The following is a 25,795-nucleotide window of genomic DNA, read 5'->3' on the forward strand; positions in this document are numbered from 1 at the left end:
GTTCGGGTCCTGGACTTTCAGGGTAGGACGGGGACCGGGCTTTGAACAGCGCTTTGTGTAGAATTAACAACCGTCTTTCAACCGGGGATGCGATGCCAAGGCTGGCCTGGGTATTGTTACCGCTGGCGCTGTACGGTGCCTGGCTGGGCGTGGCGCTGGCGTGCGGCAGGCGACCGTCGCGCCACGCGCTGAACGTGCAGCTCAGCGTGCTGCTGATGCTGTACCTGCTGGCCACGGCCGGGCTGGGCATCTTCTGGGTGGCGAACCAGCAACTGCCGGTATTCGACTGGCACTACCTGTTTGGCTACGGCACCCTCGCGCTGGTGGCGCTGCACCTGTGGTTCAACCTGCCCGTTGTGTGGCGCGCGCTGCGCAGCGGTGGACGCGCCACGCCGCGTACCGCCCAGCCCCGGCGTCCAATGCCGGCACGGGCCGCCATGGCCGGGCTGGCCGTGGTGGTCTTCGGCGCCGGCTACCTGGCAGGCACGCTGCGTGCGCCGGCCCCGGCGGCGGCACCGGCCGCGCTGGAAGACGGCGTGGCCGCCGTGGTGCGCTTCCATGCCCATTCGTCGCTGTCGCGCACCGGCGTGTTCGCCAGTGCGCCCGGCATCGACTGGGGCGATGCGCCGCCGCCGTTCAAGCGCTATCCCGATGCCCCCGCCATTGCGCCCGGCCGCGCCACGGGCGCCGGCGCCGGCCTGTCCGCCGCACTGCGCGCACCGGTATCGCGCAGCGGCCCCCTGAAGCTGGCGGAGGTGGGCACCTTGCTGCACCTGGCGGCCGGTATCACGCAGCGGCGCGGCGGCCAGGCGCTGCGCGCGGCACCATCTTCCGGCGGCCTGTTCCCCAGCGAGCTGTACCTGCTGGTCCGCCGCATCGAAGGGCTGGCGCCCGGCATCTACCATTACGACGCGGAAGGCGGGCGGCTCGCAGCACTGGGGCCGCTGTCCAGGATCGATGGCGTGCCCTCCGCGGCCGATGCCGATGCCGCGGTCGTGCTCACGTCGGTCTTCCACCGCACCGGCTACAAGTATCGCGAACGGGCCTGGCGCTATGCCGTGGCAGATGGCGGCCACCTGCTGGAGAACCTGCGTGTCGCGGCGCATGCGATGGGGCTGCATGCAGCGCTGGCGCAGCGTTTCGACGAGCGCCTGCTGGCCGGCGCGCTGGGGATCGATAACCAGTTGGAAGCGCCCCTGGCGGTCATGGAATTGCGCCGCGATGGACGGGCCGCACCGCCCGTCTTCACGCCCGCGACGGAGCACCCGGCAAGCCTGGGTGCCACCAGCCGGATACAGCAGGCCACCTCGCTGCGGCTGCCGGCGGATCGCGGCGCCGGCCGCATCGCGTTGCCGCCACCCCAGCCATCGGCGATGCCGGTGATGCGGGCGATCACCGAGCGGCGCAGCCGGCGCCGATTCAGCGGCGCCGCCGTGCCGCTGCCGGCGCTGGCGGCGCTGCTGGCCGACATGCGCCAGCCGGCGCAACTGTCCGCCGCGGTGCGCATCCACCTCGTCGTCAACCGCGTGCAGGGATTGACGCCGGGTGTCTACCGGTACGGACCCGGCCACGCGCTCGACCGCGTGCGCAACGGCGATTTCGCCGCCGCCGCGCGGTCGGCCGCCCTGGCGCAGGACGTGATCGGCGATGCCGCCGTGGTGCTGGTCCTTTCCGCCGACCACCCGACCATGCTGGCGGAAGGCGCGCGCGGCTACCGCCATGCTTTCCTGGAAGCGGGCCTGGTGGGCGAACGCTGGCTGCTGGGCGCCACAGCCCGGGGCCTGGGGGCGTGTCCGGTGGGCGCGTTCTACGACGACGAAGCCGCCGCGCTGATCGGTGCCGACGGGCGGCGCGAATGGGTGCTGCACTTCGCCGCGCTGGGCGTGGCGCAGGCACAGTAAGCGGTGGCGTGGTGATGGTGGGAGGGGGGCTGCGCCACGGCACACAGCGCGGCGCAGGGTAATGCTCAGCCGCGGCCGGGCCCCGTGGGCACACGGCCGCGCTTAGTGTCCTGATTCCTGTCCTGATTCCTGCCTTAGCGCTTGCTGGCGCTGGCTTCGCGCAGCACGCGGAACTCGGAATCCTTGCCCCAGTTCGGCCAGTCGCGCGAATCGGCCAGGTCGCGGCCCAGGCCGTACAACAGTTCCAGGTCGCTGGCCATGCCGGTGAACGGCCACTTGGCATTCCACTCGTCGGCCGGCTGGTGGTAGCGGTCCTTCGTGTAGCTTTCCTCTTCCGCCTTGCCGGCCGCGGTGCCGCCGGCGACCCAGTCCTCGCCCGAGCCGAACGACAGGGCCGGCACGCCGCGCTTGGCGAACGAGAAGTGGTCGGAGCGGAAGAAGTAGCCCGCTTCCGGCTTCGGATCGGCGGCATAGGCCTGGTTGCGCTGGCGCGCCTTGGCGACCAGCAGGTCGAGCAGGTCCAGCTTCGCGCTGCCGGAAATAGTGAAGTTGCGCGACGGGCCATGCGGGCTCAAGGCGTCCAGGTTGATCACGCCCACGGTCTTTTCCAGCGGGTACACCGGGTTGGCGGCGTAGTACTCGGAACCCAGCAAGCCTTTTTCTTCCGCCGTCACGGCCAGGAATACCACGCTGCGCTTCGGTGCCGGGCCCTGCGCGTAGGCGCGCGCCAGTTCGATCAGCGCGGCCATGCCGGTGCCGTTGTCGACGGCGCCGTTGTAGATCTTGTCGCCTTTCGCATCCGGGGCGCCCACGCCGAGGTGGTCCCAGTGGCCGCTGTAGATGATGGTTTCGTCGGCGCGCTCGCTGCCCGGGATCAGGGCCACCACGTTGCGCGACTTGATCACCTGCGCATCGACCGCGTAGCGGGCCGACAGCGTCACGCCGGCCAGCGGCACGGGCTTGAAGTCGCGGCTTTGCGCCTGTTTCTTGGCCGCCTCGAAATCGAGGCCGGCGCGCTTGAACAGGTCGGCGGCCGCGTCGCGCTGGATCCACGCTTCCATCGGCGCATGCGATTTCGCCGGGTCCTTGCGCACGATGTCGTACATCACATTCGTGTTCGAATTCTTCACGGTGGCCCAGCCGTACGACGCCGGTGCCGTTTCATGCACGATGATCGTGCCCAGCGCCCCGCGGCGCGCCATTTCCTCGTACTTGTAGGTCCAGCGGCCGTAGTAGGTCATGGCCTTGCCGCCGAACTCGCCGGCCCCCGTCTCGAAATCGGGATCGTTGATCAGCACGATCGCCAGCTTGCCTTTCAGGTCCTGGCCCTTGAAGTCGTCCCACTTGCGCTCAGGCGCGGTGACGCCGTAGCCGGCGAATACCAGCGGCGCGTTCTTGAAGTCCACCAGCGGCTTGCCGTTCATCGACGCGCGCACGGCCATCTGTTCGCCCTGCGTCCACGCCAGCTTGTCCTTGCCGGCCTGCACGGACAGCGCCACCGGGCCCTGGATCTGGAAGCGGCCCAGCGGCACTTCCTGCGTCCAGCCACGCTTGCCGTCGGCGATATCGCCGCCGGGCTGCGCGCCGGCCGCCTTGAACTGTTCGACCAGGTAGTCGACCGTCTTCGTCTCGCCCGCGGTATGCGGTTCGCGGCCCTCGAAGGCGTCGGATGACAGCACTTTCACGTGCTGGGAAAGGCGTTGCGGGTCGAATGTCGGGGTGGCCGCATGCGCCGCGAACGCGGCCAGCAGCAGCGTGGCCAGCAGGGTTTTTTTCACTCGGGATCTCCTTGTGCAAAACAATGAAGCGACAAGTATCGTCCGAACCGCGCCCGCGGTAAAGCCTTCAGGGCATTTCGGTGCTCTCTCGCTTCCTGGCGTTCTGCAGGCCGATCCGGTCGTGCTCGAACGACTGGGCCAGTTCCTGCCGGGCTTCTTCCTGGATCGAGATCATCTGCGACTCGTCGCGGAAGTGCGGGAACATCGCTTCCAGCGTGGCGAGGTTATGTTCGCGGAACGTGGTGCGCGCCAGTTGGGCGCTGGCTTCGTCGATGCCCAGCTGGCGCATCGCGTGCTCGCCGATGCGCAGCGCCGCTTCGAAGGTTTCGCGCTCGACCAGGTCCACGCCCCGTTCGCGCAGCTCGAACAGGTGCGTCACGTTGCGCGCCCGGCCGATCATCTTCAGGTGCGGGAAATGCTCGCGCACCAGGTCGGCCAGGCGCAGGCTGGTGTCCATGTCGTCGATCGCGTTGATCAGCAACACCGCCTTGTCCGCCTCGGCGGCGCGCAGCAGGTCGAGCCGCGTCGCATCGCCATAGAACACCCGCAGCCCGTAGCGGCGCAGCATGTCGATCAGGTCGGGGTCGTTGTCCAGCACCGTCATGCGGATGCCGGAAGCGGCCAGCATGCGGCCGGCGATCTGGCCCACGCGGCCGAAGCCGGCGATGATGACGCGCGCGCCATCGGGCTCGATGGTGTCGGCCGGTTTCGGCGGCACGGCATGCAGGTACCGGCTCAGCCGCTCGGCGCCGGCCATCGCCAGCGGCGTCAGCGCCATCGATATCGCCACCACCAGCACCAGCGTTTCGCGCCACTGGGCCGTCAGCACGTTGGCATCCTGCGCCACGGCCAGTACCACGAAGGCGAATTCGCTGCCCTGGGCCAGCAGGCCGGCGAACGGCCAGCGCTGCACCGCCGGCACCGGCAGGGCGCGCGCGGCCACGCCGAGCAGCACCATCTTCAGCAGCACATAGCCGGCGGTCAGCGCGGCGATCAACAGCGGGGCGGCGGCCAGCAGCCCGAAGTTGACGGACATGCCGACCGACGTGAAGAACAGGCCGAGCAGCAGGCCCTTGAAGGGTTCCAGGTCGGTTTCCAGCGCCTTGCGGTATTCGGAACCGGCCAGCAGCACGCCGGCCAGGAAGGCGCCCAGGCCCATCGACAGGTCGGCCAGTTCCATCAGGTGGGCGATGCCGAGCACCAGCAGCAGCGCGAAGGCCGTGAAGATCTCGCGCAGGCCGGTGCGGGCGATCAGGCGCAGCGCCGGGCGCATCGCATAGCGGCCGACCAGCAGCACGCAGGCCACGGCGCCGACGGCGAACAGCGGGTTGAAGTCGGCCGCGCCGCTGCCGCCCAGCAGCGGCACCGCCACCAGCAGCGGGATCGCCGCCATGTCCTGGAACAGCAGGATCGCGAACGCCGCCTGGCCGGCCGGCGTGTTGTCCAGGTGGCGCTCGTTCATGTTCTGCACCGCGATCGCCGTCGACGACAGCGCCAGCGCGATGCCGGCCACCAGCGCGCCGATCCACGGCATGCCGAGCAGCCACGCCACGCCACCCAGCGCGATGCCGCAGGTGGCCATCTGCAGCGCGCCGCCGCCCAGCACCAGCCGGCGCATGGCCACCAGCTTGGCCGGCTGCAGCTCCAGGCCGATCAGGAACAGCATCAGCACCACGCCGATTTCCGCCACGTGGGCGATCAGGTCCACTTCGCCGATCAGGCCCAGCCCCCATGGCCCGATGATGGCGCCGCCGATCAGGTAGCCGAGCACGGAACCGAGACCGAGGCGCTGGGCCAGCGGCACGAGCAGCACGGCGGTGACGAGGAAGACGATGGGCGTGAGCAGCAGGTCGTGCATGGCTAGTGAAGTGCAGTTGAGTAGCTTGCAATGGTACGTCTTCCTGCCACCGCGGGCGCCACTTTTGCTATGCTGCGAGGTTCAACGAACGACGGAGCACAAGATGGTCTCGCTGCAGGAACAATTGATGAAGGCCGGCCTGGTCGACAAGAAGAAGGCGGCCAAGGTCCACCAGGACAAGAGCAAGCAAAAGAAGGAAGCACTGCGCAGCGGCACGGTGACGGTCAATGAAACCAGGGAAGCGGCCCTCGAGGCGCAGCGCCGCAATGCCGAGCGGGCGCGGGAACTGAACGCGCAACGCGACGCGGCGGCGCAACAAAAGGCCATCGCCGCCCAGATCACCCAGCTGGTCAAGCAGAACCGGCAAGCCAAGGGCAATGGCGACATCGCCTACAACTTTACCTACGGCACCAAGGTCGAGCGGATCCACGTGTCGGCCGCCGTGCGCGACCACCTGGTGGCCGGGCGGCTGGTGATCGTCGGCCAGGGCGAGACGTTCGAGCTGGTGCCACGCGTGGTGGCGGACAAGATCGCCGAGCGCGATGCATCGCTGGTGGTGCGTGTCAACAAGCCGTCCGCCGCCGTCGCGGCCGAGGACGATCCGTACGCCGACTACAAGATCCCCGACGATTTCGAGTGGTGATGTTCCGGCACCCCGGTCATCCGCGGCCGGCGGTGCAATCGTGTCGAAACGAAAACACCGTGTTGCATTTCTGCTGAAAAGCGTTAACTCCAAAACAGTTATTGACGGTTAGAAACAAGCACGCTGCTACCATGTCGGCTCAGGCTTTTCGGCCGCGAGGACAACATGGGTTCGCTCTATCAACGTATCAGACTGTCGCTGGGTGCGCGTGCGCTCCCGGTGGGGGTGTTCGTTGCCGGTGTGCTTGTCTCCGCCTATGCCGGCATGGCGCGTTTCGAGCACTTGCAGGCGCAGCAGACTGCCGAGAGACAGGACGCCGCCGAGGATTACCTGTTCCTGCTGCGCCACCGCCTCGCGCTGTACGAAGGCGCCAACCGTGACCTGGCTGCGCTGTTCAGCGCTTCCGATGCGATCCGGGCCGAAGAGTTCTCCGCGTTCGTCAACGCCAGCCGGGTATTCCAGCGGTTCGACGGTATCCGCGTGTTCGGCTACGTGGCCCGCGTGCCGGCCGGGGACGTAGCCCGGTTCGAGCGTGCCACGCGCCGCGAGGTCGCCGGGTTCCATCTTGTCCATCCCCTGCCCGCGCACGAATATTACCCGGTGGTGTATGGCGAGCACGCGTACGATCCGGCACGTACGAAGGCGCTGCAAGGGGTGGACTTCGCGGCGTTTCCCCAGCGCTGGGCGGCGATGCAGGAAGCGGCGCGGAGCGGCGAACCGGTGGCGACCCCGAGCATGCCGACCATCCTGGAGTCGCAGGGACGATCGATCATCCAGATCTTCGCACCGGTCGTCCCGCCGGGTTCGGGCACCGGACCGGCGAGCGTGAAAGGCTTTATCTTCTCAACCCTGTACACGGACGTGATGTTCGATGGCCTGGACAACGGCCGCATGGCGCGCCAGTTCGACCTGGAAGTCTATGACGGTTCGGTGGCGCCGAAAAACCTGGTGCATGGCACGGCCCGCAAGCCCCATGCGCTGGAGGGGCCCGGCACGGCTCCCGCGTACGCTGGCGCCGTGCGGTTCGCCAACCGTGCGTGGCTGATCCAGTTCCATGCCAGGCCCGGCGCCGGCGATACCGCGCCGGTCCAGGCGGCGGCGCTGTTCGCCATGGCCGGCGTGCTGCTGTCGCTGGTCGCCGCCTGGGCGATGGCGGCCTGGCCGCGCTACCGCGCACGCCGGCGCGCCATGCACGACTTCAGCGAGCGCTTCGCCGGTTTCTTCGAACACCACCCGTTTGCCGTGTATGCGATCGACAGGCAGCGGCGCTTCCTGCACGCCAACCACCAGATGCTCAAGGACCTGGGTGTCGAGCGGCATGCGCTGGTCGGCACGCGCGCCGCGGACCATGTGGGCATCGACGAGCGCGGCCTGGTGGAACGGCACCTGGAGGAAGCGCTGGCCGGGCAGGCGGTGGCCTACACGACCCGCATCGCCGTGGCGGCCGGCCGGAAGGTGGACATGTCGATCGTGCTGATCCCGATGAGCACCGGCGACGAGGTCACGCACGTGCTGGGCTTCGCGGAGAACATCACCGAGCGCAAGGAAGCGGAGCGGACGCTGTACGCGTCGCGCCAGATGCTGCAGCTCATCCTCGACAATATCCCGCAAGCCGTGTTCTGGAAAAACACCGACAGCGTGTACGAGGGCGGCAACCGCGCCCTGCTGGCCGATGCGGGGCTGGCCACCGACGCGGACCTGATCGGCCGGAGCGATGCCGACCTGCACTGGAAGGACCGGGCCGCGCATTACCGGCAGGTCGACCTGGAAGTGATGCAGTCCGGCGTGGCGCGCTTGCGCATGCAGGCGCTGGACCGCGGCATGGACGGCGCGGAGCGCTGGATCGAGACCAGCAAGATCCCGCTGAAGGATGGCGCCGGCAACGTGACCGGTGTGCTGGCCGTGAGCGAGGACATCACGGCGCGCAAGTACATGGAACAGGAACTGTTCCGCCGCGCCCACCACGATTCGATGACGGGCCTGCCCAACCGCGGCTATTTCAACGGCCAGCTGGAACAGGCCGTCGCGCGTGCCCAGCGGCACGGCGCGCTGGCGCTGATGTACTTCGACATCGACCGCTTCAAGACCATCAACGACACGCATGGCCACGACGTCGGCGACGACGTGATCCGCATGTTCGCCAGCCGGGTGCGGGCGGTGGTGCGCGAGGCCGACTTCGTGGCGCGCCTGGGCGGCGACGAATTCGTGCTGGTGGCCGAGGGCCTGCAAGGTTCCGGCGCCGCCGCCGTGATCGCGCAGAAGATCATCGACGCGATGGAACCGCCATTCCAGCTCGGCACCGTCACGCTGCGGGTGACCACCAGCATCGGCGTCGCCGCGTTCGAGGCCGGGCATACCGCGCGCACGCTGATCCGCGCCGCCGACCAGGCGATGTATGACGCCAAGCGGGCGGGGCGGAACTGCTTCCGGGTGGCGTCGCCGGAGAGCGACCGGAGCGCGGCCTAGGCCCGGGATCGAGCCTCGGCGATCAAACCTCAAGGGTCGAGCGGATCCCAGGGATCGACCCGCAGCGAGCGCAGGGAAGGCACGAATTCCAGCTCGTACGGTGACAGCCGTCGCCCCACGGTGCCTGGCTGGTAGCCCAGCTCCGCCGGATTGCGCGCCGCGAACTCGGGGCTTTCGATGTAGGCGCTCTGGCTGGCGTTGGCGACGATCAGCGTTGGCCGGTCGAGCGGCGCGCCCATGGCCACCAGGCGCCGCGTGGCGTTGCGCAGGTTGGTGGTGGTGTGGCGGGCGTACGGCTCGATGATGATGCGGTCCGCCGGGATGCCATAGCGCTCGACCAGCACCTTGCGCATCTCGACCGCCTCGTTGAAGCGCGAGTCCTTCGGATGCACGGCCGCGCCGCTGGTGATGATGAACGCCGCTTCGCCCTCGGCGAACCGGCTGGCGGCCAGCCGCAGGTGCAGCTTGCCGCGCGCGCTCAGAGAAATCGCCGGATTTTCCGGCCCCACGCCGGGGATGATGATCGCCGTGTAGCGATAGCGCTTCCAGTCCAGGCCGCGCGCCCGCGCGAACGCCGCCGCGTTGTGCGCCTTGTCGAGCGGCTCCCAGGCCACGGCGTCGCGCCGCTCGTTGACGTCGATGAGGGCGACCGCCAGCGCGATACTGGAATCGAGGCCCAGTGCCGGATCGTCCTTGCCGGCGGTGGCCAGCCAGATGGCGTCCGCCACCAGCGCCTTGAACTCGTCGCTGCCCGTCTTTTCCACCGATCCGTCGATCTTCGGGTAACGCGACTCGGTACCGAAGCCATAGATCTGCAGGATCGCGTTCAGGCCGCGCAGCTCGCGCACCACCTGCGCCTTGACGCCGTCGTCGGCGATGGGAGGTCCGTCCGGCGCTGTCTTCGGCAGCGACGGCACGGCGCGCGCCACCGCATCCATTTCCTCGTCGGTCCAGGTGGATGCCAGGAACAGGCACTTCGAAGCGCCCTGGCATGCGTCGATGCGTTTCTTGCGGGTGTCCAGCACCGGGGCCAGCGCGGCTGGCGGCCCGGCCTGGATGCTGGCCACGGCCGGGAACAGCTGGCGGGCCATCAGCGCCCAGTACTGGTCCTTGACCGGGGCGGCGTGGAGGGGGAGGGTGGCGGCCAGCGCCGCCGCGAGGATGAAATGCTTCAGGTTCTTCATGTTCTTTACCATGTTTTGCTCACCATGTTTTGCTCACCATGAATCGCGCACTGCGCCCGAATACCGGGCGGCCATAGATCGCCACGTTGCTGCCCTGGCCAGCCAGGGTGTCGGTCCGCGGATTTCCTTCGGTGAGACCTTTCTCGTTCGTGAGGTTGTCGCCGGTGAGCTGGAATTGCCAGTCGCCGCGCGTGACCGTGATGCCGGCGCCGACCGAGTGGTACGACGGCAGCGCGGTGGCGTTGAACAGGTCGACATAGCGCTTGCCCGTGTAGGCATAGCTGCCGTTCACGTCGACCGCGCTGTCGCCTACCCGGAAGCTGTAGGCCGGGCGCACGTTGCCGAACACCTTCGGTTCGCGAACGATCCGGTTGCCGACCACCCGCGACGGATCGGCGCCCGTGGCGCTCACGAAGTCGCGGTACTCCGGTTCCTGGATGGTGAGCGATGCGTTGACGACGAAGCGCTCCGTCACGTACCAGGCGCCATCGGCTTCGGCGCCGCGGATGACGGCCTTGCCGAAGAACGGCACGGTCTGGTCGTTGCGCCCGGTGACCGGGTTGAAGGCGACGAACGACGCGTTCAGCGGGTCGAACTGCGTGTAGAAACCCGTGATGTACAGGTAGGAACGGCCGAAGGTGGTCTTGAAGCCGGCTTCGTACTGGTTGGCCTTGGTCGTGAGCACCAGCGGATCGACCGATGCCGCCACCTGCATCGTCGGCGGTACTTCGAGGTGGGACGCGCGCAGGTAGCCGCCGAAGCGGGTGGAAAAATCGTAGTTCGCGCCCACTGTCCAGTTGGTGGTGTGCGGCTTGTAGATGTGTGCCTGGCGCTCGCCCGTGAAGGCGCGCGTGGCATTGTCGGCCAGCGTGGCCGCGTCGCCCAGGTCGACCGCCTTGCTCAGCAGGGCGTAGCCGTCGTACTTGTAGCGTTCCGTGCGGACGCCCGCGTCGAGGCGCAGCCGGTCGGAGAGTTCCCAGGTGTCGTTCAGGTACAGCGCCGCCATCCTGGCATCGACCTCGCCGCCGTTCAGCGTGGTCGTGTAGCGCAGCACGCCGTTGTCCGTGACGGAACCCAGCTTGGCGCCGGAGGCCGAGTAGGCCACCAGGTCGAGGGTGCGCGGCTGGCCCCGCACCTCGATCAGCATGTCGTTGTAGACCGACTGGCTGGTGGCGCCGTAGGTGCTGCCGTAGAAGCCCACCTTCAGGTCGTGGTTGCCCAACCCGGTTTGGAAGGTGCGCGTGAAATTCAGGTCGACCTGGTTCGAATGGAAATCCGACGTCAGCGCGCGGTACTGTCCCTGCATGACGAGACCGGACGCGGAGGCCGGATCGTAGGCCTGGCCGGTGCCCGTGAACGCGTAGCCCAGGCGATCGACCGCGCCGAACGCGGTCCTGGCGGCGGCCAGGAAGCCGCTGGCGAAGGTGCCCGCGTCGGCCGGACTCGAGGTCGAGTAGAACGCGTCGAAATCGAGCTTGCCCTTCGTGAAGCCGGCCTTGGCGGCGACCTGCCACGGACCCAGTTCGCCGTCATATTGCAGGCCGATGTTGCCGAAGCGGAGATGGCGGCCATTGGCCAGGTCGCGCTGGCTGGTTTGCAGCGCACCCGTGCCATCGAGGTATTGCTGGCGCACGCTGCGCAGCGATGGCGAATTCATCGTGCCCTCGAAATAGTCGATGTAGGGATCGAGGGACACGCCGGGATTGCGCGGATCGGCCACCGGGATCGGCAGGTAGAACACGTTATGGTCGTTCAGGAAGTTGGCGCTCAGCTTCCACGTTCCCGTGTCCGTCACCCGCTTGATGTTGGCGCGCAGCTGCCCGCCCCGGTCGTTCGGGAAGCCGTTGTCGCGGTGGCCGTCGTCCTCGCGGAGGAAGCCGCCGATCGCATAGAAGGTGCGGTCGTCGATCTTGCCGGCCTGGTAGGCGTCGAGGCGCTTCAGGCCCGTGGTGCCCACCGTGACCTGGGCCTTGCCCCGGGTGGTTTCCGTGCCCGTGACCGTGGTGCTGTTGACGATGGCGGCGGCCTGGCTGGCGTAGATCGGCGCCGGGCCGCCACGCACCACTTCGATGGTCTTCGTCATCAGGTCGTAGCGGTTCATGCTGTCGCCACGGAAGAAGAAGCCGTTAATCTCCGTCATCAGCGGCAGGCCATCCTGCTGGAACAGCGCATAGCCGTCGTCGGTCGGGATGCCGCGTACGCGCGTCACGTTCTGCACCTCGCCGCCGGTGGCTTCCACCTGGATGCCCGGCAGCTTGCCCAGCAGGTCCGCCATGTTCAGGGGCGCCAGCTTCTGCACCTCGCTTTGCGACAGCGCGTTCACCGCGTAGGACACGTCGAAACGGCGCTGCGGGCGGGCCGAACCGGTGACCACCACCACCTGGGAATCGGTGGCTTCGGCAGGCTGGTTCGCCTGCCCGGCTTCCTCATTCGAGACCTGGGCAAAGGCCGGCGCGGCCAGCGCAGACAGCACGCCGAGCGCGCCGAGTGCGCAGCCGACCGCCAGTGGGATTATTTTCTTGATCAAGTTTCACTCCGGGTGGATATTGAAAAAACATCAACCCGTGAGCATAGAAACTAATTGTGACCGCAATATGTATGACTTGTACGAAGCAAGCCGGCGCGCGAAAAAACGCCCGCGCTCGGCGGGCACAAGCCAGCGGCACGCCATGGGCGCATGCCGCCGGGGGGATCGATCGCCGGACAGGCCGGCGCCTGCTCCGGTCTTACTTCGGCATCACCACCGTGTCGATCACGTGGATCACGCCGTTATCGGCCGCGATATCGGTCTTCACGACATTGGCCTTGTCGACCATGACCTTGCCACCCTTGGCCGTCACGGTCAGGTTCGCGCCCTCGACCGTCTTCACGGCGCCCGGCTTCACGTCGGCGGCCATCACCTTGCCCGGCACCACGTGGTAGGTCAGGACCTTGGCCAGTGCAGCCTTGTCCTTCAGCAGTGCATCGAGCTTGGCTTTCGGGATCTTGGCGAAGGCTTCGTCGGTCGGCGCGAAGACGGTAAACGGCCCCGGGCCCTTCAGCGTATCGACCAGGCCGGCGGCCTGGACCGCCGTCACCAGCGTGTTGAAGGTGCCGGCCGATTTGGCGGTATCGACGATGTCGGCCGCTTGCGCCGCACTGAAGGCCATGCCGAATGCTGCCGCGAACAGGAATTTCTTCATTTCATTCTCCTCATCAAATTGAACAATGGTTGAACCGTTTTGTGGCAGCTCATGGCGGTAATTTACGGGTCACACGGTTGAATGTACAGGGCTTGTCGCGGTATCATGGGTACATTAATGGTTCAACTTCGGGTCAGTTATGGAAAATACATCTCAGCAACCGGTCTACCGCAGCGGCGTGGCCGCCCGGCTCGCGGGCTTGAGCGTGGAAACCCTGCGCGTCTGGGAACGGCGCTACGGCGTGTCGGACACGCTGCGTTCCGAGCGGGGCCAGCGGCTGTACACGGCCGCACAGGTGCGCCGGCTCAGCCTGCTCAAGCAACTGGTGGACAATGGCCAGCCGATCGGCACGCTGGCGGCGTTGCCCCTGGAGCGGCTCGAGGAACTGGCGGGCGTGCGCGGCAACGCACCGGCGGCACAACTGGCTCTGGTGCGCGTGGCGCTGGTGGGCGAAACGCTGGCGCGGCGCGTGGCCGTCACCGGCAATGGCCTGGAAGTGCAGCGCGTGATCGCGCGGCTGGATGGCGACCTGGCCGCGCTGCGGGGCGCGTCGGTGGATGTGCTGCTGGTGGAGTTGCCGGAGCCTGACGAAACGATGGTGCCGCTGGTTGCGGCGGCACGCGAGGCGGCCGGTGCCGCGACAGCGGTGGTACTGTACCGCTTCTGCGCCAGCGCCACGATCCGGGCACTGCGCGCGCAGGATTGCATGGTGGTGCGGATGCCCTCCGAGATGGGCGAGCTGGCGCAGCTGTGCCGCGCGGCGCTGGCGGGGCGGCAACTGCTGCCGGCGGACAGCGTAGCGGACGCGACCCCGGCGATCCGCTTCGACGAAGCCGCGCTGGCCATGATCACCGCGGCGGGCAACCGCGTCGCGTGCGAATGCCCGCGCCACCTGTCGGACCTGCTGCTGATGGTGGGCAGCTTCGAACGCTACAGCGCGCAATGCGCTTCGCGCAACGCGGCCGATGCGCAACTGCACCGGGAACTGGGCCACGCCGCCGCCCTCGCGCGCAGCGTGCTCGAGACGGCGATGGAGCGCCTGGTGGTGGCCGAAGGCCTGCCGCTGCCGGTCATGCCGCCCCGTTCCTGATTGGCTGGTCCTCATCCTTGGGGCCTGATCCTCGGGTCCTGATTCTCCGCTCCTGATCCCCCGGCGCGTGTCGGCTGCGCGCCACTACGTCACCTTACGTATGTCCTTCCGTGTCCCGGTTGGTGATGATGTGCCTACAACATCACACAACGAAAGGGATGCCAATGAGAGGGAACCGCGCGATCTGCACGGGAGTGCTGCTGGCCACGGCGTCGCTGGCCACACTGGCGCCATCCAGTGCCCTGGCGGGGGCCACGATCCCGTTCGGCGAGGACAAGTCCGTCAGCGTGGGCTTCGGCATGCGCGGCAGCTATTCCAGCATCGAGAATGGCGCACCGGACGGTTCGCACAGCAACGACTTCAACCTGGACAGCGCGCGCATTTTCCTCGGCGGCTCGCTGAACAAGAACATCAAGGGCATGTTCAACACCGAGTGGGACGGCGACCGCATCCGCGTGCTCGACGCGGCCGCGCAGTTCGCGATCTCGCCGGAACTGAACGTGTGGGCCGGCCGGCTGCTGTCGCCGAGCGACCGCGCCAACATGGCGGGGCCGTACTACTCGCTGGGCGGCGGCTACTGGGCCGGCGTGGCATCGCGCTACGGCTACAACGGCGGCATCTTCCGGGGCCGGGACGACGGCGTCGTCGTCTGGGGCAACCTGGCTGGCGGCAAGCTGGGCTACTCGTTCGGCGCCTTCGAAGGACATACCTTCGGCATCGGTTCGCTGACCGATGACCAGGCGAAAGCCGCCGGCATCAGCGCCTCCGACAAGCCGATGTTCGCGGGCCGCCTGCAATACGATTTCTGGGACGCCGAACCGGGCTACTACGGCACCGGCAGCTACCTGGGCAGCAAGGACATCCTGGCCATCGGCATGGCCGGCCGCCAGCAGAAGGATGGCGTGCTGACCACGGGCGGCATCGGCGACTACGAATCCTGGAACGTCGACTTCCTGATGGAGAAGCGCCTCGGCACCGCCGGCGCCGTTTCCATCGAAGCGGCCTACTACGACTACGACACCGGCAACGCCGTCCTTGCCGAGCAGGGCAAGGCCTGGTCGGCAGGCGGCGGCTACATCTTCCCGATCGCCCTCGGCAGCCTGCAACCCTACCTGCGCTACCAGAAGTTCGAAGCCGACACGGGCATCGACACGCGCCAGGAAGACGTGGGCGTGAACTGGATCATCGACGGCTACAACGCCCAGCTGGGCGCCGTGTATTCGCGCACCAGGATGACCCGTGCCTCCGACCAGTCCCGCTTCGTCGTCGCCCTCCAGCTGCAGTACTGATCAACACCATCACCGACATGAGGACCACCATGCAAACCCGCCGCCATTTCGTCACTTCCATCGCCGCTGCCGCCGCCCTGTGCGCCGCCGGCCTGCCTGCCTACGCCGCCGATACCATCAAGGTCGGCATCCTGCACTCGCTGTCCGGCACGATGGCGATCTCGGAAACGTCGCTGAAGGACGTGGCACTGATGACCATCGAAGAGATCAATGCCAGGGGCGGCGTGATGGGCAAGAAGCTCGAAGCCGTCGTTGTCGACCCGGCGTCGAACTGGCCGCTGTTCGCCGAGAAGGCGCGCCAGCTGGTGTCCAAGGACAAGGTGGCCGCGGTGTTCGGCTGCTGGACGTCGGTCTCGCGCAAGTCCGTGCTGCCGGTATTCAAGGAAACCAACAGCCTGCTGTTCTACCCGGTGCAGTACGAAGGCGAGGAGCTGGAGAAGAACGTGTTCTACACGGGCGCGGCGCCCAACCAGCAGGCGATTCCCGCCGTCGAGTACCTGATGAGCAAGGATGGCGGCGGCGCCAAGCGCTTCGTGCTGCTGGGCACGGACTACGTGTACCCGCGCACCACCAACAAGATCCTGCGCGCGTTCCTGAAATCGAAGGGCGTGAAGGATAGCGAGATCCAGGAAGTCTATACGCCGTTCGGCCACGCCGACTACCAGACCATCGTCGCCAACATCAAGAAGTTCTCCGCCGGCGGCAAGACGGCCGTGATTTCCACCATCAACGGCGATTCCAACGTGCCGTTCTACAAGGAACTGGGCAACGCCGGCCTGAAGGCGACCGACGTGCCGGTGGTGGCGTTCTCGGTCGGCGAGGAAGAGCTGCGCGGCGTGGACACCAAGCCGCTGCTGGGCCACCTGGCGGCCTGGAACTACTTCGAATCGGTGAAGAACCCGACCAACGCCGCCTTCGTGAAGAAGTGGAAAGCCTATGCCGCGGCGAAGAAGCTGCCGAATGCCGGCACCGCGGTGACGAACGACCCGATGGAAGCGACCTACGTGGGCATCCACATGTGGGCCCAGGCGGTGGAAAAGGCCAAGTCCACCGACACCGACAAGGTGATCGCGGCGATGGCCGGCCAGACCTTCAAGGCGCCTTCCGGCTACACGCTGACGATGGACATGACCAACCACCACCTGCACAAGCCGGTGATGATCGGCGAGATCAAGAGCGACGGGCAATTCTCGGTGGTGTGGAAGACCAAGGAACCGGTGCGGGCGCAGCCGTGGAGCCCGTTCATCCAGGGGAATGAGGGCAAGCAGAAGTTGTAAGAAAAGGCAGTGCCGTGGTGGCTCCTGACCAACCCCACGGCAGAAGCAGGGGTCAGACAGAGGGAGTGATGGCTTGCAAGCCATCACCGCTTTGCCGGCAAGGAGCAGTGCTCCTTGAAACACCGGCAAAGCCCCGCCGGGTCTGACCCCAGGTTTTGCAGTGGGGGTACTGTTTGTCAGTACTGCCCGCGACTACCGAGACTCCGACATGGCAAACCTTCTCAAGACCCTCGCTGCGCTGACGGTGCTGGCCCTTGCAAGCCTCTCCGCCCAGGCAGCCATCGACCCCAACCTCCTCAAACCCCTGGCGGGCGACGACCCCGATGCCCGCATCGAAGCCGTTGCCCGCATCGCCGCGCTGGCCAATGACGATGCCCGCAAGGTGCTGCAGGCGCTGAAGGACGACACCCTGTACACCACGCCCGATGGCGGCGTGCTGGTGGTGACGGACGACAGCGGCTGGAACCCGGCCACCGGCGCCACGGGCCCGCTGCCGGACGGTGTCGATGGCGTGGTCGTCAACAACCCCCTGCTCGGCGCGGTGGATGGCGCGCTGTCCGGCATGGCGCTGCTGTCGCCGGATGCCGGCCAGCGCCGCACCGCCGCGCAGGCGCTGCTGGCGCGCGGCGTCACGCCGGAACAGTTGCCGCTGGTGGCCAAGGCGCTGGCTGCCGAAACCGATGCCGGCATCAAGGCCACGCTGCGCACGGCCATGGCGGTGGCCGACCTGCAATCGCCCGACGTGGCCGTGCGCAAGGCCGCGGTGATCGCCCTGGCCGATGCCGGCACCGCCTCGCTGCGCCCGCAGTTACAGGCCATGCTGGACAAGAACGCCGACGGCAGCCATGCGGAGCCGGACGGCGACCTGCGCCTGGCCGCCGCCAACACCCTCAACGCCATCGACAGCCGCGAGTCGCGCGCCGAATTCGTGGGCAACCTGTTCTACGGCCTGTCGCTGGGCAGCGTGCTGCTGCTGGCGGCGCTGGGCCTGGCGATCACGTTCGGCCTGATGGGCATCATCAACATGGCCCACGGCGAGCTGCTGATGATCGGCGCCTACACCACGTACCTGGTGCAGGCGCTGTTCCGCCAGTACTTCCCCGGTGCGCTCGACTGGTACCTGGTCGCCGCGCTGCCGTGCGCCTTCTTCGTTGCCTTCGCGGTCGGCGTGCTGCTCGAGCGCACGGTGATCCGCTGGCTGTACGGCCGCCCGCTGGAAACGCTGCTGGCCACCTGGGGCATCAGCCTGATCCTGATGCAGGCGGTCCGCACCGTGTTCGGCGCGCAGAACGTCGAAGTGGCCAATCCTTCGTGGATGGCGGGCGGCGTGACGGTCATGGGTTCGCTGGTGCTGCCGTACAGCCGCATCGCGATCATCATCTTCGCCGCCCTGGTGGTGGCTGCCGTCTGGCTGATCCTAAACAAGACCCGCCTCGGCCTGTTCGTGCGCGCCGTGATGCAGAACCGCCGGATGGCCGACTGCGTGGGGGTGCCCACCAGCCGCATCGACCATGATGACCTTCGGCCTCGGCTCCGGCATCGCCGGCCTGGGCGGCGTGGCGCTGTCCCAGATCGGCAATGTGGGGCCGGACCTGGGCCAGGCCTATATCGTCGACTCGTTCATGGTGGTGGTGGTGGGCGGGGTCGGCCAGCTGGCCGGCACCGTGATCGGCGCGCTTGGCCTGGGCGAAGTCAACAAGTTCCTGGAACCCGTGGCCGGTGCCGTGCTGGGCAAGATCGCGATCCTCGTCTTCATCATCATCTTCATCCAGCGCCGGCCGCAAGGCATGTTCGCGCTGAAGGGAAGGAGCGTCGAATGAACGCCCGCATCACTTCGCGAAAATCGCTTTTTTCGAAACGGGCCTGGACCGTGCTGGCCGTGGTCACCGTGGTGGCCGCCGCGCTGCCGCTGCTGAACCTCGTGTTCCCGGCCGGCCACGCGCTGCATGTCTCCAGCTACGTGATGGGCCTGGTGGCCAAGTTCATGTGCTTCGCGCTGGCCGCGCTGGCGCTGGACCTGGTGTGGGGCTACACCGGCATCCTGTCGCTGGGCCACGGCCTGTTCTTCGCGCTGGGCGGCTATGCGCACGGCATGTACCTGATGCGCGCCATCGGCCGCGACGGCGTCTACCAGAGCCACCTGCCGGACTTCATGGTCTTCCTCGACTGGAAGGAATACCCGTGGTACTGGGCAATGACGGACAACTTCTGGTACTGCATGCTGCTGGTGGTGCTGGTGCCGGGCGTGCTGGCCTTCGTGTTCGGCTACTTCGCGTTCCGCTCGCGGATCAAGGGCGTGTATTTCTCCATCATCACGCAGGCCCTGACGTATGCGGCGATGCTGCTGTTCTTCCGCAACGATACCGGCTTCGGCGGCAACAACGGCTTCACCGACTTCAAGCGCATCCTCGGCTTCGACATCACGGCGCCGGGCACCCGTGCCGTGCTGTACATCGTCACGCTGGCCTTCCTGGTGGGCGCGCTGCTGCTGTGCCGCTGGATCGTCACGTCGCGCCTCGGCCGCGTGCTGCAGGGCGTGCGCGATTCGGAATCGCGGCTGATGTTCATCGGCTACGACCCGCTGTGGTTCAAGCTGTTCGTGTGGACCTTGTCCGCGGTGCTGTGCGGGATCGCCGGCGCGCTGTACGTGCCGCAGGTGGGCATCATCAACCCTTCCGAGATGTCGGCCGCGAACTCGATCGAGATGGTGGTGTGGGTGGCGATCGGCGGGCGCGGCACGCTGGTCGGCCCGATCATCGGCGCCTTCACCGTCAATGGCCTGAAGAGCTGGTTTACCGCGACATTCCCCGACCTGTGGCTGTTCGCACTGGGCCTGCTGTTCATCCTCGTCACGCTGTTCATGCGCAAGGGGATCCTGGGCCTGTTCGAGGATGTGAAGTCGCTGCGGCGCAAGACCCCGGCCGACACGCCGGTGGAAGAAAAATCCAGGGAGGCGGCATGACATTGGAAATCAGTGCGCTGAAACGCGATGGGCTCGACACCACGCACGGCGCGATCCTTTACCTGAGCGACATCACCGTGTCGTTCGACGGCTTCCGCGCCATCAACAAGCTCAATCTCGATATCTCGGTGGGCGAGCTGCGCTGCATCATCGGCCCGAACGGCGCCGGCAAGACGACGATGATGGACGTCATTACCGGCAAGACGCGGCCGACGTCCGGCACCGCCTTCTTCGGCCAGACCTACGACCTGGCCACGATGACGGAATACGAGATCGCCCACGCCGGCATCGGCCGCAAGTTCCAGCGCCCCACGGTGTTCGAGCAGCACACGGTGTTCGAGAACCTGGAGCTGGCGATGAAGATGGACAAGCGCGTGCGCCCCACGCTGTTCGCGCGCCTGACTTCCGAGCAGGAGGACAAGAGCGCGTCGATCCTGCGGCTGATCCGGCTGAACGGCCAGGAAGACCGGCTGGCCGGGCTGCTGTCGCATGGCCAGAAGCAGTGGCTGGAGATCGGCATGCTGCTGATGCAGGAACCGCAGCTGATCCTGCTCGACGAACCGGTGGCCGGCATGAGCGATGCCGAAACGGCGCGCACCGCCGAACTGCTGAACGAATTGCGCGGCAAGCATTCGATCATGGTGGTCGAACACGACATGGGTTTCGTGACCGAGATCGCCCAGCAGGGCAAGGTGACGGTGCTGCATGAGGGTTCGGTGCTGGCCGAGGGCCGCATGGACCAGGTGCAGGCGGACGAACGGGTGATCGACGTGTATCTGGGACGGTAAAGGAAAGGCGGGAACGCATATGCTGCAAGTCGAACATGTCAACCAGTACTACGGCTCGTCGCACACGCTGCGCGGGGTGTCGCTGACGGTGGAGAAGGGCCAGTGCATGGCGCTGCTGGGCCGCAACGGCGTGGGCAAGACCACGCTGCTGAAATGCCTGATGGGCGTGCTGCCGGTGGCGCGCGGCAAGGTGAGCTGGAACGGCCGCGACATCACGAAGCTGAAACCCCACCAGCGCGCCAGGGCCGGCATCGCCTACGTGCCGCAGGGCCGCGAGATCTTCGCCCGGCTCACCGTGGAGGAAAACCTGGTGATGGGGATGGCCACGCTGTCGTCCCGCGAGGCGGCCACGATCAGCGGCGAGGTATACGAGCTGTTCCCGGTGCTGAAGGAAATGAAGCACCGGCGCGGCGGCGACCTGTCGGGCGGGCAGCAGCAGCAGCTGGCGATCGCCCGCGCCATGCTGCAAAAGCCGGGGCTGATCATCCTCGACGAACCGACCGAGGGTATCCAGCCGTCGATCATCAAGGATATCGGGCGGGTGATCCGGTTGTTGCGCGAGCGGGGCGACATGGGCATCCTGCTGTGCGAGCAGTATTTCGATTTCGCGCACGAGCTCGCGGACAAGTTCGTGGTGATGTCGCGCGGGGAGGTAGTGGCCAGCGGGGATGCGGCGGAGATGGGCGAGGAGCATGTGCGGCGGCATCTGGCGGTGTAGATTCCCTGCCGAATCGGCCGCGCATGCGTTGAACCCTGCGGCAACAGCGGGGGTCAGACCCGCCGGGTCTGACCCCAGGGGTTGCACTTGGGGTTGGTGCACGTGCCGACGGACCGCCAGCGAAGACCCGCACGCACGGCGAATGTCAAACCGTCTCGACCGCTGGCGCACCGGCCCGCATCCGGTTCAGCGCGAGCGCGGCGGCGGCGGTGCGCGTTTCCACGCCCAGCTTGTGGAACACGTGCTCCAGGTGCTTGTTGACGGTGCGCGGGCTGGTGCCGAGGATGTCGCCGATATCCTTGTTGGTCTTGCCCATCATCACCCAATGCAGCACTTCGGATTCGCGCTGGGTGAGCTTCAGCAGCGCCATCAGGGCTTGCACCCGCGCGGTATCGGATTCCTCGCGCAGCACGATCATCCACTGTTCGCTGCCCTGGTCCGCCACCGTGAACACGAGCCGGCTGGCGCCGCGGATGACCGTTAGCGGCGCGCTCCTGTCACCGGCCAGCCAGGCGGCCAGCGCCGGCGGCGTGGCATCCGCCGGTTCGAAATACTGGCCCATCCACTGCCGCGCCAGCGGCGTTTGCCAGACGATGCGGCCGTTGTGCGGCGTGACCGCCAGCATCGCGTTGCCGAACGCGTCGAGCGCGCTGCGCGCCTGGTTCATCAGGCGCGCCGTCTGCAGGTGGGCGCCGATGCGCGCCAGCACTTCGCTTTGGCGCACCGGCTTCGTCACGTAATCGGTGCCGCCGGCGTCGAAGGCGGCCACCACGTGTTCCGGCTCCGTGAGCCCTGTCATGAACACGATCGGGATGGCCCGCGTGACCATGCTGGCGCGCAGGTGGCGGCACACTTCGAAGCCGTCCATGCCGGGCATCATCGCATCGAGCAGGATGATGTCCGGCACCAGTTGGCGGGCACGCTCCAGCGCGGCCGGCCCGTTGTTGGCGACGAGGACCGTGAAGCCGGCTTCGTCCAGCGCATCGTGCAGCACGGCCAGGTTTTCCGGCACGTCGTCGACGATCAGGACAACGTGGCTGGCGTGGCGGTCAGGTGGTTTGCTTGACATGGTGTTCTCCCTGTTCCAGGAATCGTGACATCGCCTCCAGGTCGAAGCGGGCGGCATGGCCGCGCATCGCCGCGACGAAGGCATCGTGATCGGGGCCGTGCGCGGCGATCGCGTCGAGCTGCGCGCGGATGCCGCGCACATAGCCGGCGGCGACCTGCGCGCGCAGCGCATCGAGTTGCGCCGCGGGCGGGAAGCGCATCGGCCCCGGCGTGGCGGCGGGTGCCGGCGCCGGCGGCTGCGCCAGCCATTCGAGATCCAGCCGCCGGCCGATGCGTTCCAGCAGTTCGGCCACGTTGACCGGCTTGACGATGAAGTCCTCGGCGGGGATGCCGGCCGGGTTGTCCAGCGCCTTGTCGTAGGCGTTGGCGGACACGATCAGGATCGGCACCGGCGAACCGTGTTCGTGGCGGATGATGCGGCTGGCTTCCCAGCCGTCGATGCCCGGCATTGCCAGGTCCATCAGGATCAGGTCCGGCCGGCAGTGCGGATACAGGGCCAGGCATTCCTGGCCGGACTGCGCCTGCGCCGTGTCGAAACCGAGCGGCGTGAGGATGTTGACCAGCAGTTCGCGGTCGACCTGCTCGTTGTCGACGACGAGGATTTTCCGGCGCGGGCCGGCATAGCCTGTGCGCACCGGGCCGCGCACGGCGGCCGGCGTGGCGCCATGCACGCGGGGCAGGCGCAGCAGGATGCGGAACGTGCTGCCGATGCCGGGCGTGCTGTCGAGCGTCAGCTCGCCGCCCATCATCTGCGTCAGCATCTTGCTGATCGGCAGGCCCAGGCCCGTGCCGGGCGCGGCGCCGGGGCCGTTGGCGGCACTGCCGCGCGAGAATGGCTCGAAGATGCGCTCCGCTTCGTCCGGCAGGATGCCCGCGCCCGTGTCCTCGATGTCGAACGTGACGAGGTCGCGCGCATGGCGCACGCGGAAGGTGACGCTCCCATGCTGCGTGAACTTGACGGCGTTGCCGAGGATGTTCATGAGGATCTGGCCCAGCCGCTTGCGGTCCGCCCGCACAACCTGCGGCAATTCGCCCGCCGGCTCGTAGCGGAAGGCCAACCCCCGCGCGGCGGCCTGCTGCTCGAACATGCGCACCAGCTGGCCGATGAAGTCGTGGAAATCGACCTCGCGGATGTCGAAGCTGAACTTGCCTCCTTCGATGCGGGCGATATCCAGCGTGCCTTCGATCAGCGACAGCAGGTGTTCGCCGCTGCCGCGGATCACGCGGATCGCCCCCTGCCGGTGGGCGGGAATCGCCGGATCGTTGTCCAGCAGTTGCGCGTAGCCGAGGATGCTGTTCAGCGGCGTGCGGATCTCGTGGCTGATGCCGGCGATGTAGCGGCTCTTGGCCTGGTTGGCCGCGTCGGCCTGCTTTTTCGCCAGCTGCAGGGCGGCGTCGGTGCGGCCGTGCAGTTCGATCTCGCGCTGCAGCAGGCTGGTCTGGCGATTCGATTCCTCCTGCGCCACGCGCCGGCTGGCACTCGTGAGCACCAGCCACCATGCCACGATGCCGCTGGCCAGCAGCAGGGCCGCGAAGATCTTCAGGTAGGCCAGCCGCAGCGCCGGCAGCAGCGCGGCGGCCGCCTCGCCCAGTGCCTTCTGCTCGTGCACGTACAACAGGCCGAGCAGGGTGCCGGTGAACAGCACGGTCGCCATCATCAGCACCAGGTAGTGACCGAGCCCGCTCGTCATGTACGGCCACATCGATGCCGGCAGCAGTTTCTTCATCGCCCCTTCCCACTGGTGCGAGAAGCGCGCGTGCGGCTTGCAGGCATCGTCGCAGCGGGCATCCAGGCAGCAGCACAGCGAGCAGATCGGCCCCTGGTAGGCGGGGCAATGGGCCATGTCCTCGGTTTCGTATTCCTTCTCGCAGATGCAGCAGACTTTGGTGTGCGCCGCGCCGTGCTTGTCGTGATGCCAGTCGTGGGCGGGCCGCGAAAGGTAGTAGCGGCCGGCCGTGGCCCAGGCGATCAGCGGGGACGCGGCCAGCGCGGTGCCCAGCGCGATGAAGGCTGAAAAGGCTTGCAGCTGGGCGCCGAACAGGCCGGTGAACGCCGCGATGGACAGCGCGGAAGCCAGCAGCATCGCGCCCACGCCGACCGGATTGATGTCGAACAGGTAGGCGCGGCGGAATTCGATGCCGGGCGGGCTGAGGCCCAGCGGCTTGTTGATGACGAGATCGGCCACGACCGCCGTGATCCACGCGATGGCGATGTTCGAGTACAGGCCCAGCACCTGGTCCAGCGCCTGGAACACGTCCAGCTCCATCAGCAGCACGGCGATCAGCGCGTTGAACACGGCCCACACCACGCGGCCCGGGTGGCTGTGCGTCAGGCGCGCGAAGAAATTCGACCAGGCCAGCGAGCCGGCGTAGGCGTTGGTCATGTTGATCTTCACTTGCGAGATGACGACGAACAGCGCGGTCGCCAGTACCGCCAGGGTGGGATTGGCGAACACCTGGGAAAAGCCGGCGAGGTACATCTGGTTCGGGTTCACCGCCTCGGCCAGCGACGCGCCGCCCTTGATCGCCAGCAGCGCGAGCAGCGCGCCACCCAGCATCTTGAGCATGCCGAGAACGATCCAGCCCGGCCCCGCGACCAGCACGCCCAGGTGCCAGCGGAGGCGGTTCTCCTTCGTTTGCTCCGGCATGAAGCGCAGGAAGTCCACCTGCTCGCCGATCTGCGTGATTAGCGCCACGCCCACCGCGGTGGCGGCGCCGAACAGCAGCATGTTGAAGCCGCCGTTGGCCGGCGACTGGCCCGTGAAATGCGCCAGTTCGCCGACGAGTTCCGGCTGCTTGTACAGGATCGCGATGAACGGCAGCGCCAGCAAGACCAGCCACACGGGCTGGCTGATCATCTGGATGCGGCTGATCAGCGTGACGCCGTGCGTGACCAGCGGGATCACCGCCAGCGCGCTGACCAGGTAGCCGAGATAGAGCGGCAAGTGGAAATACAGCTCCAGCGCATACGCCATGATCGCCGCTTCCAGTGCGAACAGGATGAACGTGAACGATGCGTACACGAACGACGAGATGGTCGAGCCGATGTAGCCGAAGCCGGCGCCGCGCGTCAGCAGGTCCATGTCCACGCCATGGCGCGCTGCGTAGTAACTGATCGGCAAGCCGGTCAGGAAGATGATCAGGCCGACCGTGAGGATCGCCCAGAACGCGTTGACGAAGCCGTAGTTGACGGCGATGGTGCCGCCGATCGCTTCCAGCACGAGGAACGAGATGGCGCCGAAGGCGGTGTTCGACACGCGGAATACCGACCATTTGCGGAACGAGCGGGGCGTGTAGCGCAGCGCGTAATCCTCGATCGTTTCGTTGGCGACCCACGTGTTGTAGTCGCGGCGGATCTTGATGATGCGCTGGGGCGGCTCGCCGTCGGCGGGAATGCTTTGTTTTGGTGCGGCGGTTGTCATCGTTGCGGCTTCGACGCCCCAACTTGGGGCAACAGAAGGGCTGCGCGCCGGGATGGCGCGCGGGGCGGTACTCATAACTATCTGATATGCAAGAACTTTGCCCGCTCAGCCATTATGAAAATGGAGTAACTTTTCGATTGAAAGGAGCTCAGCCATGAGCGTAGAATGG

General features: G+C 67.2%; 16 protein-coding genes and 1 pseudogene. 10 read left to right on the top strand and 7 right to left on the bottom strand.

From position 1 onward, the window contains the following. The first annotated feature begins 92 nt into the window (after positions 1 to 92). Positions 93 to 1,901: a SagB family peptide dehydrogenase gene (locus OU994_RS05130; protein ID WP_281609891.1), complete on the top strand. Its 1,809-nt coding sequence runs from the start codon at positions 93 to 95 to the stop codon at positions 1,899 to 1,901. A 134-nt stretch (positions 1,902 to 2,035) separates the two neighbouring features. On the opposite strand, the gene OU994_RS05135 is transcribed toward OU994_RS05130, so the two are convergent. Together OU994_RS05135 and kefC are read right to left on the bottom strand one after the other, a co-directional pair. Then, positions 2,036 to 3,679: a M28 family metallopeptidase gene (locus OU994_RS05135; protein ID WP_281609892.1), complete on the bottom strand. Its 1,644-nt coding sequence runs from the start codon at positions 3,677 to 3,679 to the stop codon at positions 2,036 to 2,038. A 67-nt stretch (positions 3,680 to 3,746) separates the two neighbouring features. Further along, positions 3,747 to 5,537 carry a glutathione-regulated potassium-efflux system protein KefC gene (gene kefC / locus OU994_RS05140; protein ID WP_281609893.1) on the bottom strand — a complete coding sequence of 597 codons (1,791 nt, stop codon included), beginning with the start codon at positions 5,535 to 5,537 and terminating at the stop codon, positions 3,747 to 3,749. A 103-nt stretch (positions 5,538 to 5,640) separates the two neighbouring features. Between kefC and OU994_RS05145 the strand changes: the two genes are divergently transcribed. Together OU994_RS05145 and OU994_RS05150 are read left to right on the top strand one after the other, a co-directional pair. Further along, entirely contained in the window at positions 5,641 to 6,180 is a 540-nt protein-coding gene (locus OU994_RS05145; RefSeq protein ID WP_281609894.1) for a DUF2058 domain-containing protein, read from the top strand. Positions 6,181 to 6,345: 165 nt separating this feature from the next. Next, positions 6,346 to 8,646 carry a diguanylate cyclase domain-containing protein gene (locus OU994_RS05150; protein WP_281609895.1) on the top strand — a complete coding sequence of 767 codons (2,301 nt, stop codon included), beginning with the start codon at positions 6,346 to 6,348 and terminating at the stop codon, positions 8,644 to 8,646. Between the two features lie 29 nt (positions 8,647 to 8,675). On the opposite strand, the gene OU994_RS05155 is transcribed toward OU994_RS05150, so the two are convergent. The 3 genes from OU994_RS05155 to OU994_RS05165 form a co-directional block, all read right to left on the bottom strand. Continuing rightward, positions 8,676 to 9,830 carry a YdcF family protein gene (locus OU994_RS05155; RefSeq protein WP_281609896.1) on the bottom strand — a complete coding sequence of 385 codons (1,155 nt, stop codon included), beginning with the start codon at positions 9,828 to 9,830 and terminating at the stop codon, positions 8,676 to 8,678. Between the two features lie 19 nt (positions 9,831 to 9,849). Next, on the bottom strand, positions 9,850 to 12,357 hold the full coding sequence (locus tag OU994_RS05160; RefSeq protein ID WP_281609897.1) for a TonB-dependent receptor: 2,508 nt from the start codon (positions 12,355 to 12,357) through the stop codon (positions 9,850 to 9,852). Positions 12,358 to 12,556: 199 nt separating this feature from the next. Then, a complete protein-coding gene (locus OU994_RS05165) occupies positions 12,557 to 13,012 on the bottom strand; it encodes a fasciclin domain-containing protein (RefSeq protein WP_281609898.1) in 456 nt (151 codons plus the stop codon). Between the two features lie 139 nt (positions 13,013 to 13,151). Here OU994_RS05165 and OU994_RS05170 point away from each other — a divergent pair, with 139 nt between their 5' ends. From OU994_RS05170 to urtE, 7 genes and pseudogenes are all read left to right on the top strand, one after another. After that, positions 13,152 to 14,102 (top strand): MerR family transcriptional regulator, encoded by a 951-nt coding sequence (locus OU994_RS05170; protein WP_281609899.1) that lies wholly within the window; start codon positions 13,152 to 13,154, stop codon positions 14,100 to 14,102. A gap of 164 nt (positions 14,103 to 14,266) precedes the next feature. Then, complete coding sequence (locus OU994_RS05175) at positions 14,267 to 15,391, top strand: porin (protein ID WP_281609900.1); 1,125 nt, start codon at positions 14,267 to 14,269, stop codon at positions 15,389 to 15,391. A gap of 29 nt (positions 15,392 to 15,420) precedes the next feature. After that, a complete protein-coding gene (gene urtA, locus OU994_RS05180; RefSeq protein ID WP_281609901.1) occupies positions 15,421 to 16,668 on the top strand; it encodes an urea ABC transporter substrate-binding protein in 1,248 nt (415 codons plus the stop codon). A 208-nt stretch (positions 16,669 to 16,876) separates the two neighbouring features. Beyond that, a pseudogene (gene urtB / locus OU994_RS05185) lies at positions 16,877 to 18,488 on the top strand (urea ABC transporter permease subunit UrtB). After that, on the top strand, positions 18,485 to 19,630 hold the full coding sequence (urtC, locus tag OU994_RS05190; RefSeq protein WP_281609902.1) for an urea ABC transporter permease subunit UrtC: 1,146 nt from the start codon (positions 18,485 to 18,487) through the stop codon (positions 19,628 to 19,630). The pseudogene urtB and the gene urtC overlap by 4 nt, the downstream one beginning before the upstream one ends. Further along, on the top strand, positions 19,627 to 20,418 hold the full coding sequence (urtD, locus tag OU994_RS05195; protein ID WP_281609903.1) for an urea ABC transporter ATP-binding protein UrtD: 792 nt from the start codon (positions 19,627 to 19,629) through the stop codon (positions 20,416 to 20,418). Before urtC ends, urtD begins: the two co-directional genes overlap by 4 nt. 19 nt (positions 20,419 to 20,437) lie before the next feature. Continuing rightward, the gene (urtE, locus tag OU994_RS05200; RefSeq protein WP_131147841.1) at positions 20,438 to 21,136 is read left to right on the top strand and encodes an urea ABC transporter ATP-binding subunit UrtE; all 699 of its coding nucleotides are present in this window, start codon (positions 20,438 to 20,440) and stop codon (positions 21,134 to 21,136) included. 145 nt (positions 21,137 to 21,281) lie between these two features. Here urtE and OU994_RS05205 read toward each other — a convergent pair whose 3' ends face one another. Both OU994_RS05205 and OU994_RS05210 read right to left on the bottom strand, forming a co-directional pair. Next, positions 21,282 to 22,205 carry a response regulator transcription factor gene (locus tag OU994_RS05205; protein WP_281609904.1) on the bottom strand — a complete coding sequence of 308 codons (924 nt, stop codon included), beginning with the start codon at positions 22,203 to 22,205 and terminating at the stop codon, positions 21,282 to 21,284. Beyond that, positions 22,186 to 25,626: an ATP-binding protein gene (locus tag OU994_RS05210; protein WP_281609905.1), complete on the bottom strand. Its 3,441-nt coding sequence runs from the start codon at positions 25,624 to 25,626 to the stop codon at positions 22,186 to 22,188. Before OU994_RS05210 ends, OU994_RS05205 begins: the two co-directional genes overlap by 20 nt. Positions 25,627 to 25,795 lie beyond the last annotated feature (169 nt).

Origin of the sequence: Pseudoduganella sp. SL102 (genome assembly GCF_027856995.1) — a bacterium.
Lineage (GTDB): Bacteria > Pseudomonadota > Gammaproteobacteria > Burkholderiales > Burkholderiaceae_D > Rugamonas > Rugamonas albidiflava.

Bases quoted from the DNA above. Each gene is read 5' to 3' on its own strand.
- OU994_RS05130 (WP_281609891.1), top strand. From the start codon at position 93: ATGCCAAGGCTGGCCTGGGTATTGTTACCGCTGGCGCTGTACGGTGCC.
- OU994_RS05165 (WP_281609898.1), bottom strand. From the start codon at position 13,012: ATGAAGAAATTCCTGTTCGCGGCAGCATTCGGCATGGCCTTCAGTGCG.
- OU994_RS05145 (WP_281609894.1), top strand. From the start codon at position 5,641: ATGGTCTCGCTGCAGGAACAATTGATGAAGGCCGGCCTGGTCGACAAG.
- urtA (WP_281609901.1), top strand. From the start codon at position 15,421: ATGCAAACCCGCCGCCATTTCGTCACTTCCATCGCCGCTGCCGCCGCC.
- OU994_RS05175 (WP_281609900.1), top strand. From the start codon at position 14,267: ATGAGAGGGAACCGCGCGATCTGCACGGGAGTGCTGCTGGCCACGGCG.
- OU994_RS05205 (WP_281609904.1), bottom strand. From the start codon at position 22,205: ATGTCAAGCAAACCACCTGACCGCCACGCCAGCCACGTTGTCCTGATC.
- OU994_RS05155 (WP_281609896.1), bottom strand. From the start codon at position 9,830: ATGAAGAACCTGAAGCATTTCATCCTCGCGGCGGCGCTGGCCGCCACC.
- OU994_RS05150 (WP_281609895.1), top strand. From the start codon at position 6,346: ATGGGTTCGCTCTATCAACGTATCAGACTGTCGCTGGGTGCGCGTGCG.
- OU994_RS05170 (WP_281609899.1), top strand. From the start codon at position 13,152: ATGGAAAATACATCTCAGCAACCGGTCTACCGCAGCGGCGTGGCCGCC.
- urtD (WP_281609903.1), top strand. From the start codon at position 19,627: ATGACATTGGAAATCAGTGCGCTGAAACGCGATGGGCTCGACACCACG.
- urtE (WP_131147841.1), top strand. From the start codon at position 20,438: ATGCTGCAAGTCGAACATGTCAACCAGTACTACGGCTCGTCGCACACG.
- kefC (WP_281609893.1), bottom strand. From the start codon at position 5,537: ATGCACGACCTGCTGCTCACGCCCATCGTCTTCCTCGTCACCGCCGTG.
- OU994_RS05210 (WP_281609905.1), bottom strand. From the start codon at position 25,626: ATGACAACCGCCGCACCAAAACAAAGCATTCCCGCCGACGGCGAGCCG.
- urtC (WP_281609902.1), top strand. From the start codon at position 18,485: ATGAACGCCCGCATCACTTCGCGAAAATCGCTTTTTTCGAAACGGGCC.